This window comes from Thalassolituus sp. (assembly GCF_034111725.1).
GTDB lineage: Bacteria > Pseudomonadota > Gammaproteobacteria > Pseudomonadales > Oceanobacteraceae > Thalassolituus.
In genome coordinates, this window is record NZ_JAWUWR010000009.1 from 13,788 (window position 1) to 25,297 (window position 11,510).

Annotated in this window: 11 protein-coding genes and 1 pseudogene; 1 reads left to right on the forward strand and 11 read right to left on the reverse strand. The window is 48.5% G+C overall.

Annotated features, from left to right (window positions below; translation table 11 throughout):
* Positions 1-119: 119 nt before the first annotated feature.
* The 8 genes and pseudogenes from rpsI to UXZ23_RS01310 form a co-directional block, all read right to left on the reverse strand.
* The gene (gene rpsI, locus UXZ23_RS01280) at positions 120-512 is read right to left on the reverse strand and encodes a 30S ribosomal protein S9 (RefSeq protein ID WP_320818884.1); all 393 of its coding nucleotides are present in this window, start codon (positions 510-512) and stop codon (positions 120-122) included.
* 4 nt (positions 513-516) lie between these two features.
* Complete coding sequence (rplM, locus tag UXZ23_RS01285) at positions 517-948, reverse strand: 50S ribosomal protein L13 (protein ID WP_015485582.1); 432 nt, start codon at positions 946-948, stop codon at positions 517-519.
* 145 nt (positions 949-1,093) lie between these two features.
* Positions 1,094-1,405 (reverse strand): hypothetical protein, encoded by a 312-nt coding sequence (locus UXZ23_RS01290; protein ID WP_320818853.1) that lies wholly within the window; start codon positions 1,403-1,405, stop codon positions 1,094-1,096.
* 106 nt (positions 1,406-1,511) lie between these two features.
* On the reverse strand, positions 1,512-2,441 hold the full coding sequence (gene ccmI / locus UXZ23_RS01295) for a c-type cytochrome biogenesis protein CcmI (RefSeq protein ID WP_320818854.1): 930 nt from the start codon (positions 2,439-2,441) through the stop codon (positions 1,512-1,514).
* Positions 2,438-2,764 carry a cytochrome c-type biogenesis protein gene (locus UXZ23_RS01300; protein WP_320818855.1) on the reverse strand — a complete coding sequence of 109 codons (327 nt, stop codon included), beginning with the start codon at positions 2,762-2,764 and terminating at the stop codon, positions 2,438-2,440. The genes ccmI and UXZ23_RS01300 overlap by 4 nt, the downstream gene beginning before the upstream one ends.
* A gap of 61 nt (positions 2,765-2,825) precedes the next feature.
* Entirely contained in the window at positions 2,826-2,939 is a 114-nt protein-coding gene (locus tag UXZ23_RS15595) for a cytochrome c-type biogenesis CcmF C-terminal domain-containing protein (RefSeq protein WP_414491388.1), read from the reverse strand.
* A pseudogene (locus UXZ23_RS01305) lies at positions 2,918-3,756 on the reverse strand (heme lyase CcmF/NrfE family subunit); the annotation flags it as partial. The pseudogene UXZ23_RS01305 and the gene UXZ23_RS15595, both read right to left, overlap by 22 nt.
* Positions 3,757-3,811: 55 nt before the next feature.
* Positions 3,812-4,390 carry a cytochrome c3 family protein gene (locus tag UXZ23_RS01310; protein WP_320818856.1) on the reverse strand — a complete coding sequence of 193 codons (579 nt, stop codon included), beginning with the start codon at positions 4,388-4,390 and terminating at the stop codon, positions 3,812-3,814.
* A gap of 19 nt (positions 4,391-4,409) precedes the next feature.
* On the opposite strand from UXZ23_RS01310, the gene UXZ23_RS01315 reads away from it, so the two are divergent.
* Positions 4,410-5,075, forward strand: a complete 666-nt coding sequence (locus UXZ23_RS01315) for an ankyrin repeat domain-containing protein (RefSeq protein WP_320818885.1) — start codon at positions 4,410-4,412, stop codon at positions 5,073-5,075.
* Between the two features lie 112 nt (positions 5,076-5,187).
* Here UXZ23_RS01315 and UXZ23_RS01320 read toward each other — a convergent pair whose 3' ends face one another.
* From UXZ23_RS01320 to UXZ23_RS01330, 3 genes are all read right to left on the reverse strand, one after another.
* The gene (locus UXZ23_RS01320) at positions 5,188-6,777 is read right to left on the reverse strand and encodes a peptide chain release factor 3 (RefSeq protein ID WP_320818857.1); all 1,590 of its coding nucleotides are present in this window, start codon (positions 6,775-6,777) and stop codon (positions 5,188-5,190) included.
* Positions 6,778-7,030: 253 nt separating this feature from the next.
* A complete protein-coding gene (locus UXZ23_RS01325) occupies positions 7,031-10,897 on the reverse strand; it encodes a GLUG motif-containing protein (RefSeq protein ID WP_320818858.1) in 3,867 nt (1,288 codons plus the stop codon).
* Positions 10,898-10,960: 63 nt separating this feature from the next.
* Entirely contained in the window at positions 10,961-11,485 is a 525-nt protein-coding gene (locus UXZ23_RS01330) for a hypothetical protein (RefSeq protein WP_320818859.1), read from the reverse strand.
* Positions 11,486-11,510 lie beyond the last annotated feature (25 nt).

Consider the following 11,510-nt stretch of genomic DNA (forward strand, 5'->3'; position numbering starts at 1 on the left):
TAGTAAAGAAAATAGGGACTAGAAACAACCGGAAAAACCCATAGATACTAGGGATTTAGACATAAAAAAAGCGCTTATTGATCTGTGCCAATAAGCGCTCTTTATTATTCTGCAGCGGATTAACGCTTGGAGAACTGTGGCTTCTTACGTGCTTTACGTAGACCCACTTTCTTACGCTCAACTTCACGAGCATCACGAGTTACATAACCCGCTGCGCGTAGAGAAGGACGCAATGTTTCATCGTACTGCATCAATGCACGGGTAATACCGTGACGGATTGCCCCCGCTTGACCACTACCGCCGCCGCCTTGAACCTTAACGATAACGTCAAATTTGCCTAGGTTTTCAGTCAATTCGAGTGGTTGACGAACAACCATACGAGCTGTTTCACGACCGAAGTAAACGTCCAAAGACTTTTTGTTTACTACGATGCTGCCAGTACCTGGACGCAAGAAAACGCGTGCAGTGGAAGTCTTACGACGACCGGTACCATAGTATTGAGAGACTGCCATCATATTATCCCAGTTTCAGTTCTTGCGGCTGTTGAGCAGTATGAGGATGCTCGCTACCGGCATAAACTTTCATTTTTTTGAACATGGCACGACCAAGAGGATTCTTGGGCAGCATGCCTTTAACTGCAGTTTCAATAACCATCTCTGGCTTATGATCAATAAGTTTCTCAAAAGAGATAGACTTAAGACCGCCAGGGTAACCAGTGTGACGATAGTACATCTTATCACTGGACTTATTACCGGTTACTTTAACTTTGTCCGCGTTGATAACGACAATATAGTCGCCAGTGTCAACGTGTGGAGTGAATTCTGGCTTGTGCTTGCCTCTCAAATGGCGAGCAACCTCAGTAGCCAGACGACCCAGCGTTTGTTCAGCTGCATCAACTACAAACCACTCACGTTTTACGGATTCTGGTTTCGCGCTGTAAGTTTTCATCAATTTCTCGCCTTCAAGGGCATGTTGATCCGAAAAGAGGGCGGCATTCTATAGGACACTGAAACATTCTGCAATACCTTCTTGCTCGAATCTCAGCCGAATTCTTTCGTAATACACATTCCTGCCCGCAGACCTGCATATCCGATTAATACTGTTCGGGTTCCTTAATCACTACTAGCCCTACAATGAGCGCTAGCAATGCCACCATAACATCCAGAAGTAGGGCTAAGCCCATCGCTTCTGACGTATTTTCCTGCTGTTGATATCCCAGTTGTTGGCCAATGGCAAAACAACCGGCACTCACACCAAAGCCAACGATGATACAGGCAATCAGTAGATAACCCTTGGCATCATGGGCCGATACGGTCTGTTTATTGACCCTATACTGTAATAGCCAGCAGGCAGCCGCGCATAGTAACAGAGTTAGGGCACTTCCTGCGACAAAAAATAACGTCATTTTCTTCTCCGACGGACCTTTGTGAAGAAGATTAGTCGACATTTACATCATCGCAAGGTGCCACAACAGCCAAAACGCCCGCTAGCGCATACTGTGAGCGCTAAAATCAGGGTTTTACCTTATCAATTTGTATCGTAACTGGGTTAGCCGTCGGGCCCGTTTGTAGCTCACCATAGAAATCACCCGGTTGAGTAATCGCATTGCCACTCGGAGAAATCCGCGCACCCACTAAATATTCGCCAAAATCTGACATCTTCGCCGCTGGCATCATGGCATCCGCATCCGTTAACGTAATCGTCAGCGGTAAATCCCTCACGGTGAGCCGCTTAGCTGCAAGAGGGAAACGTGGCCCATTAACGGCTTTAACATACACAAATAAAGCATCATTAGAATTTGCTTTTGCAGCAAGAGCATCGCTAATACCAATCTGCAAGGTCATCTGTGCTTCAGGCTTAGTAACTGGTTGCGCCGCTAAAGCGCTAGGAGACGCTACCGCAGACATCCCCCCCATTGCACCACCACTCATTGATCGCGCGTCATCAAGCGCTTTCTTGATCGTCGGGTCCGATGGCGCTAATGCATACGCTTTTTCGTAGGCATAAACGGCATTGGCTAAATCTTTTTCTTCCATGTAGGTTCGGCCGAGTAAAAACCAACCTTTGATATCTTCCGGTGTTTGCTCTTCCAGACGTTGACGTAAACGTACTGCAAGTTCCGCCATGCTGCCGGCCATTGCGTTATTACTACTTGCAGCGCTCGGTTGAGGGGTATGTGTCATAACCGGTTCATTCGGCACAAAAACCGGCTCCTGAACTGCCTCAGGCGATCCAAGATTACGATAAAGTAAAGCCGAAGCTAGTGGCACGGCCACTAGCAAAACAATCAAGGTGATTTTGCCAAATCCGCCTTGACGGTAACGGGTGTTAATAGTCATTTTCATTTCCTGTAATAGCGTTTGTTCAAGTTCGCGTTTAGTAATTTCAAAATCGTGATCGTCGATTAAGCCCTGCTGCAAATCGGCAGCAAGTAAGCTCATACGTTCATTGGCGGTCGATATAAAACAAAATCACCATAACGCTCAACCATGTAATGGAGAATTTCGGTGTCGCTATTCCCTGCCTGAATCATTTCGTACACCTTCTGGCGTAAATCATAAGCAAGGCCAGCATTCGAATCGGCGATATTCTGGTGCTGACAAACGAGGCAACGCAACTCATCAATTAGGTGCTGATAACGTGCTTCATTTTCCGGCGATTTGAAGTTATGAACTTCGATCGCCGCCATTGCCGGAGAGCTAACGAAAGCAGAAGTTATAATAAACACACTAACAAATAGCAGACCGAGTATGTGCTTCATCATTACAAGGTCTCCGCTTGCAGTTGAGCAATGAGTGGTGAATCCACTTTTTTAGGATCTAACGTCAGGCCCATACCCAACGAACGAAAGGTTCATGATAAATACGCAAGACCCAAGCTCGACGGCCAACGGTTTCCTCCCCTAAGGCAACATAAAGATCGCGAGTAATACCGTCCACGCCTTAAATGCTCCGCGTTTATCTTTTACCGCTAACGAATGCATCAAGGCGGTGCCGACCAACCAAGGCATTAATGAGGCATTTTCGACAGGGTCCCAAAACCACCGGCCGCCCCAACCTAATTCGTAATAAGCCCAGCCGCTACCCATCACAATCCCAACAGTAAGAAACACCCACGCGGCAGTGGTCCAAGGTCTCGACCAGCGCGCCCATGCAGAATCAAGAGAGCCGTTCAGCATGGCAGCAATAGCAAACGCGAACGCCCCGAGAAGCCAACATAGCCCATATACAGCATCGGCGGATGAATCGCCAAACCAGGGTCTTGCAATAACGAGTTTAACTCTCGACCTTCTAACGGAGGAAATTGCAGACGCTCGAACGGGTTCGAGGTAAACAACATAAATAATAAAAAACCAGTACTGATCATACCCATGACAGCAATCACTCTTGCGACCATATTATCGGGAATAGATCGACTGAATACCGTCACGGCAGCCGTCCAGACAGCAAGAATCAACGCCCATAACAGCAACGAGCCTTCATGTGCGCCCCACACACCGGATATTAAATAAAGAACCGGAAGAGCGGTGTTCGAATTAGAGGCAACATAACGTACCGAAAAATCATGCACTAGGAATGCATAAATTAAGCTGGCAAATGAAATGAGAATAAAGAGTAACTGCAAGCGCGCCAGAGGACGCGCTAAAGCAATCCATGAACGGATGCCATACTGACTCCCCGCCAACGGCAAAGTCGCCTGACAAATGGCAATGCACAAAGCGATAATAAGGGCCAAATGCCCTAATTCTACAATCATATTAATACTCTAAATTTTTAGTTTTTATCTAAATTCGCAGTGCGCTCTTGCATAACTACCACGACCGCTTCGTCGCACGATGCTCAGGCGTCGACTTATGGCAGCTTCCGGCGCAATCGCGCAGGCTGCTGACGGATGCATTGCGGTGCTCACCAGGTTCATAATCATTAGCATGACAACCAGCACAATCAGGTGCGTATGTAGCGTTGGACCAAGCATTAGCAGCACTTTCCGGTGTACTTCGATGGCAACTGCTACAGCTAATAGTTCGGCCGTGATCGACGTAATTCGGGCTGCTATGAGTGAAGCTGGCCGGTGTCCAAGCGCTGGTAGTGTGGCAGTCATCACAAGAGGCAGAAGTTACGAGGTGATTGCTTGGCTTACCGGTTGCAGTCGAGCCATTGTGGCAGGTCGCACAGGTTCCCGGCGCGACACCGTCGTGATTAAAGCCGGATGTCATCCAAGAAGTGGTCGTATGGCAACTTTCACAATCGTTATTCGTTGCTATGTGATTTGACGGAATACTGCTAGAAGCGATTCGTCCCTGTAAGTGACAGCCCATGCATTGCTTAGGGGTTCCTTTGAAAACCCCTGATTGGTGACAAGTCTCGCAACTAACACTGCGCTTTGCCATAGAACACAAAAATTCTGCACTGGTAAATCAGCTATTAAACGCTGGCGCAGATGCCAATCTCGTGGATAAAGAAAAAACTACGCCATTGCACCGCGCAACCATTTTAAAGCAGCCTAAAATAGTCGCTATGCTAATTGCTCACGATGCCGAAACCGACAAGCTAGACAGTAGCGGGCGTGATGCACTTTGGTATGCTGCAGACGAAGGATCAACTGAAATCATGCAGCAATTGCTAGCGCAGGGAGCCTCTACCCAAACCGCCGACGTTCATGGACAGCGCAGCTTAGAGCGCAGTGTAATCAACCACTGTCTAGCCTGTTTAGAAATGCTAACCGATGCGACCCTTAAAAAAGATTTATTCGTATCCAAAGGTGACGGCAACTCGCTACTTTCTTCGGCCGCGGATTCCGGCAACATTGATGCGGTTAATTACTTGATCACTAAAGAATTCCCGTTAGATGCACGCAACGAAAAAGGTAACACCGCCCTCATGCTAGCGGCGAGCAAAGGCCATAATGCCATTGTCGAAGCTCTGCTTAAAGCAGGTGCTGATCCTTTGCTGCGAAATTATCAAAAGCAAAATGCACTCGGCCTAGCAGAAAAAGCAGGCCATAACGACACTCAAGAAATTATCGAAAAATTTGGTATAACCAAAGATAAACTGTGGAAAATAATTACCGGATAAAACAACAAGCGGAAAAAGAATTTAAAAGAAGCAAGAAAAAAGAAAAGGATAAAAGAAGCAGCGAGATCAGCTCATTTCAATATGAGCTGATCTCACAGTAACGCGGCAAGAATTAGTGTTCGCGAGTTGCGCGGAACTCAATATCCGGCCAGCGTTCTTCCGTCAAAGACAGATTCACGCGAGTTGGAGCCACATAGGTTAAATGACCACCGCCATCAATCGCTAAGTTATCCCCCGCTTTGCGTTTAAAGTCTTCCAGCATTTTATGATCTTTGCAGTATACCCAGCGTGCGGTATTTACGCTGATCGGTTCATAAATACATTCAACCTTATATTCATCGCGTAAACGCTGTTGAACCACGTCGAACTGCAGCACACCCACCGCCCCTAAAATCAGGTCGTTGTTGTTCACTGGCATAAACAACTGAGTAGCACCCTCTTCCGATAACTGCTGCAAACCTTTTTGCAACTGCTTCATTTTGAGTGGGTCTTTTAAGCGTACGCGCTTAAACAATTCCGGCGCAAAGTGCGGAATACCGGTAAATTGCAAATCGCCCGAGCTGGTAAAAGTATCACCAATCTGGATCGTGCCGTGGTTGTGCAAACCGATAATATCGCCCGACACCGCTTCTTCAACCGCCGAGCGATCACCCGCCAAGAAAGTGACCGCATCAGCAATCTTAATATCCTTACCAATACGCACATGGCGCATCTTCATACCCTTGGTGTAAGTGCCAGAGCAAATACGCATAAAGGCAATACGGTCGCGATGCTTAGGATCCATGTTCGCTTGGATTTTAAAAATAAACCCAGTGAAGTCAGTCTCCGTCGGCACGATTGCACGCTCATTGGTCTCACGCGGAATCGGCATAGGTGCCCACTCCACAAAGTAATCCAGCATTTCGCGAATACCAAAGTTGGCCAATGCCGTGCCGAAGAATACCGGCGTTAGGTTGCCGGCAAGGTATTCCTCTAGATCGAACTCATGGCTCGCGCCCTGTACTAGCTCAATTTCGTCCTGCAGCTCGTCAATCAAGCTCTGAGTTAAGTAAGCTACCGACTCCGGCGAATGCAAACCCTCAATGCGCACATCATCTGGAACCACACTGCCTTTACCCGGCTGAAACACATGAACGGTGTCGGTTATTAGGTTGTATACGCCCTTGAAGGCCTTCCCCATACCGATTGGCCAAGTCACCGGCGCGCATTTAATCTTAAGGACGGTTTCAATCTCATCCATCACTTCGATGTGATCACGTACTTCACGGTCCATCTTATTGATGAAGGTAAAGATCGGCGTATCACGCAAGCGGCAGACATCCATCAGCTTGATGGTACGATCTTCGACCCCCTTAGCACCGTCGATCACCATCAACACAGAATCGACCGCCGTCAGAGTGCGGTAGGTATCTTCCGAGAAGTCTTCGTGACCAGGCGTGTCCAATAGGTTAACCATGCGTTCCTTATACGGGAACTGCATCACCGACGTCGTGATCGAGATACCACGATCTTGTTCCATCTTCATCCAGTCGGACGTCGCCATACGGCCCGTCTTACGGCCTTTCACCGTACCCGCGAGCTGAATGGCATTCCCGAACAGCAACAGCTTCTCGGTAATGGTTGTTTTACCCGCATCAGGGTGCGAGATAATGCCGAAAGTGCGTCGAGAGGCGACTTCCTGATAGAACGGTGTATTAGACATCAGTTTGTTTCTGCAATGCATACAACCCACTGGTGCAGGCTGTGTGTGAATAAGGCGGCCGGTATGACTAAAAGCCATAGACCTGAATAGGCGCAATGATATGCCAAACAGGCGATTCGAGCCAGTGATCGACAATGACTAGCGACAAGTGATTAGGCTACCAACAACAACCGCTAGCAAACACATAAAAAAATCGAAGCCAAAATAAATTCTGGCTTCGATTTAAGATCGAGCTAAAACGCCTGTTAAGCGCTTAACCCGCAAACACCACACGGCGCTGACGTGTATACACCAAGCCGCCACACAGCATCAGCCAGATTAAGCCTAATGCACCGCCACCGCCTTTTTTACTTGATGAGGTAGGCGTGTTTCCTGGGGCTGGATTTGGAGTCGGTTCTACCTCTGGATTCGGATTAGGCTCTACTTCAGGTTCTGGCTCAGGAACATAAGCCGAATAAACGGTGAACGTAATTTCCGCTTCAGCACTTAATGGAGAATAGCGATTATCTGTAGCAACGACAGAAACCGTGTATTCACCCGCCACTAAATTATCCGAATTAAACGTAACGCCAGTGTCGGTTTCGCTCGTGACTGTGATTCCTTCATACGTCCAGCTTAATGTATGGCGATCACTTGCATCAGGGTCTGTTACTGTTGCTTCTAACGTGACATCACCATCGCCAGCGGTAATATCAGACACCACAAAGCCATCTTGCTTTAGCGTTAGAGTCACCGTCGGCGCTTGGTTTTCATCAAGGCTGCCATTACCGTCTTCATCGCGGTAAACAATTCCATTAATGATTAAACCGGGTAATTGCGTAGAGGTACCGAAATCCCAAATACTGCTATCCCATCCAGCATAAAGCGTATTACTAATGACACAGTCATCTTTATTATCGCTAGACGTTGGGCATTGTAATTCTGCTAGTGTGGTGCCAAAGTAGTTATCAGCTTCTAACGCCTCTTCGCTAAACTCTTGGCCTGTCGTGTCGACCGCCCAATGGCTGTTAGTGATTGTGGTATCGCCGTATGCATCGCCAACTAGGCCCCCGACGTCACTACCTGCGACGGTCACAGATCCCGTTGCAAATGAATTATTTAGTGCAGATTCTCCAAGTTCCCCCACAAGGCCACCAACATTATACGAACCGCTGACAGCCCCTGTAGCAAATGCATCCGAGATAGAACCGAATTCATCCGTAGCGCCCACTAAGCCCCCAATACCGCTTTCTCCCGAAACATCTCCTAGTGCAAAACTACGGTTAATACTGGCCTTTTCAGTTAACAAGCCAACGAGGCCTCCAACAAAGTAACTACCAGTTACCACTCCTTTAGAATAACTGTTACTTACCTCAGCACTGACGCCTACGAAGCCAGCAAGAAGTCCGACACCATCCGCTCCCAGCACATTGGATAGTTTTCCTACAAGTCCAAGGTTACTAACGATTACGGCCTCACCTGAGATCGCTCCAAATAACCCAATTTCATCTTCATAAGGTCGGTTAACGTATAAATTACGTATTTCGTGGCCGTTACCGTCGAATAAACCACCAAAGGGGAAATTGTAAAAGCCAAGCGGCTCCCACCCATATCCCTCATTCCAATACGCATCATTCGCATCCATAACGCCATCGGCGTTGGTATCAAAATCCAAGTTATTAATTAGCTCATAGCCCATACACTGAAACTGATGAACACCATTAACAACGGCAACTGGACAACCAGAGCTGTCACTATCACCACCGTCGACGAGGGTGCGGCCTGTGCCGGCTAGGTTGTACCGAATCGCATTCAGCTGTTCGAGACTCGATATATCAATCAAGCCATCAGAATCCGCATCCGCATCCGTGATGCCGTCGTTATTATCGTCGGTGTCGTCGCTATTATTGATACCGTCGTTATCCGTATCGTTAAGGTAACTATCAAGCGTTAGACCAGTGGCTGCTTGACAATTAACATCACAGCCTATCGCCCACACATCCGGATAACCATCCAGATCGGTATCTTGCCAAGCGGCCGCGGTTGTCGGGAATTGATCCAGTGTTAACCCACTGTTTGCGATACAGGTCGCATCGCAGCCAATGGTCCATGCATCAGCATACCCGTCGTTATCACCATCCCAAGACGCTGCGCGGTTATTTGGATAGACATCGTCGCCATCCAGCGAGCCATCACCATCGCTATCGCGATAGGTGGTACCACTCAAAATCAAGCCGGGCAGTTGGGTGTTAGTACCGAAGTCCCACACACCACTATCCCATTCGGTATAGAGCGTTTGATCAGCCACGCAGCTTGTATTGTCGGCGCCGGCAGGGCATTGCAGTTCAGCCAGAGTGGCTGCCGATAACGAGGTACTGCTGATACCGGTTGTATCAATCGCCCAATAACTATTAGTGATAACAGAGCTAGAACTATAGCCAGTCAAACCGCCGACATAAGAATTACCCGTCACCGCGCCGCTGGCAAAACTCTTGTTAATAGCGCTACTGTAAAGACTGCCAGCCAAGCCGCCCACGGGGCTTGAACCACTAACCGCACCGCTGGCGAAACTGTTGTTAATGACGCTATTACTCCAAAGCCTGCCAGCCAAGCCGCCCACATTATCATCACCATTCACCGCGCCGGTGACGTAACTCTGTTCTATAATTGCCGCGTTCTCGGCATAACCCACAAGCCCGCCAACATAATTAGATCCCTGCACTTGCATCAGCTCGCCGGTTAATCCGATATTACGCAACAGAGCAGATTCGCCGGAGATATATCCAAATAACCCAACAAAATATGAACCGGTGCGGTTGATAAATAGGTTGCGGATTTGATGCCCATTACCATCAAAGGTGCTGGTAAATGGCCTTGAGGAGCTACCGATTGGCATCCAACCATCCCCATCATTCCAATACTCGTCATTTTCATCCATGACGCCATCGACGTTGGTATCGAAATCAAGGTTGGTGGTTAATTCATAACCGGTACACACTAATTGCATCACGCCATCAATAACTGTGGCAGGGCAGCCAGAGCTGTCACTATCACCACCGTCAACGAGGGTGCGGCCCTTACCGGCTAGGTTGTAACGAATCGCATTGAGCTGTTCGAGACTAGAGATATCAATCAAGCCATCAGAATCGGCATCCGCATCGGTGATGCCGTCGTTATTATCATCGGTGTCGTCGCTATTATTAATACCGTCGTTATCAATATCATCAGGGTAACTATCAAGCGTGAGACCAGTAGCTGCTTGGCAATTGGCATCACAGCCTGTGGCCCACACATCGGGATAACCATCTAAGTCAGTGTCTGGCCCTGCCCCTGCAATCGTTGGGAACTGATCCTGTATCAAACCACTGTTTTCAGTACAGGCCGCATCACAGCCCTCCGCCCACACATCCGGATAACCATCTAGATCGGTATCTTGCCAAGCGGCCGCAGTTGTCGGGAATTGATCCAGTGTTAACCCACTGTTTGCAATACAGGTCGCATCGCAGCCCGTCGCCCACGCATCCGGATAACCATCTAGGTCGGTGTCTTGCCAGGCAGCCTCAGTGGCAGGGAAATGGTCCAGTGTTAACCCACTGTTTGCTATACAGGTCGCATCGCAGCCAATGGTCCAGGCATCAGCATACCCGTCGTTATCACTATCCCAAGACGCCGCGCGATTATTTGGATAGACATCGTCGCCATCCAGCGAGCCATCACCATCGCTATCGCGATAGGTGGTGCCACTCAAAATCAAGCCGGGCAGTTGCGTGTTAGTACCGAAGTCCCATACGCCACTATCCCATTCGGCATAAAGCGTTTTACCTGATGCGCAGCTTGTATTGTCAGCACCAGCAGGGCATTGCAGTTCCGCCAGAGTGGCTGCCGATAACAAGGTACTGCTGATACCCGTTGTATCAACCGCCCAATAACTATGAGTGATAACAGAGCTAGAACTATAGCCAGTCAGACCGCCGACAGAAGAATTACCCGTCACCGCACCGCTGGCAAAACTCTTGTTAATAGCGCTATTACTGTAGTTCCTACCAGCCAAGCCACCCACATAAGAACTACCGGTCACCGCGCCGGTGACGTAACTGCTGTTAATGGCACTGCTGTAGAGATAGCCAGCCAAGCCGCCCACATACCGAAAACCTGTAACGCCGCCGGTAACGTAACTCTGCTCTATCCTTGCTGCGCTCTTGGCCTAGCCCACAAGCCCGCCAACATAAATAGATCCCTGCACTTGCATCAGCTCGCCGGTTAATCCGATATTACGCAACAGAGCAGATTCGCCGGTGATATATCCAAATAACCCAACATAAGATGTACTGGTGCGGTTGATATATAAATTGCGAATCTGATAGCCATTGCCATCGAAGATGCTGGTAAATGCTGTGTCATAATCGGTACCAACCGGCTCCCACCCATTTCCCTCATTCCAATACGCGTCATGCGCATCCATGACACCATCTGCGTTGGTATCAAAATCCAGCGTGGTGGTTAATTCAAAACCTATACAGCCATCCACTGGGCAGCCGATGCTATCACCGTACAGACTTGTGCCATCTAGGTTATTTCTAATTTCATTGAGATCGGCGAGGCTATTGATTTCAATCAAGCCGTCGTCGTCAAGGTCATAGTCGGCACGGCCACTTTCGGCGAAAGCGGAAGGCACAATGAGGCAGCCGAGAATCATCGGCATAAGTAGGCGGAATGGTGTGATGGCCATGTTAAAAAACATCCTTTTATAATGA

Bases quoted from the DNA above. Each gene is read 5' to 3' on its own strand.
- rpsI (WP_320818884.1), bottom strand. From the start codon at position 512: ATGGCAGTCTCTCAATACTATGGTACCGGTCGTCGTAAGACTTCCACT.
- rplM (WP_015485582.1), bottom strand. From the start codon at position 948: ATGAAAACTTACAGCGCGAAACCAGAATCCGTAAAACGTGAGTGGTTT.
- UXZ23_RS01290 (WP_320818853.1), bottom strand. From the start codon at position 1,405: ATGACGTTATTTTTTGTCGCAGGAAGTGCCCTAACTCTGTTACTATGC.
- ccmI (WP_320818854.1), bottom strand. From the start codon at position 2,441: ATGAGCTTACTTGCTGCCGATTTGCAGCAGGGCTTAATCGACGATCAC.
- UXZ23_RS01300 (WP_320818855.1), bottom strand. From the start codon at position 2,764: ATGATGAAGCACATACTCGGTCTGCTATTTGTTAGTGTGTTTATTATA.
- UXZ23_RS01310 (WP_320818856.1), bottom strand. From the start codon at position 4,390: ATGGCAAAGCGCAGTGTTAGTTGCGAGACTTGTCACCAATCAGGGGTT.
- UXZ23_RS01320 (WP_320818857.1), bottom strand. From the start codon at position 6,777: ATGTCTAATACACCGTTCTATCAGGAAGTCGCCTCTCGACGCACTTTC.
- UXZ23_RS01330 (WP_320818859.1), bottom strand. From the start codon at position 11,485: ATGGCCATCACACCATTCCGCCTACTTATGCCGATGATTCTCGGCTGC.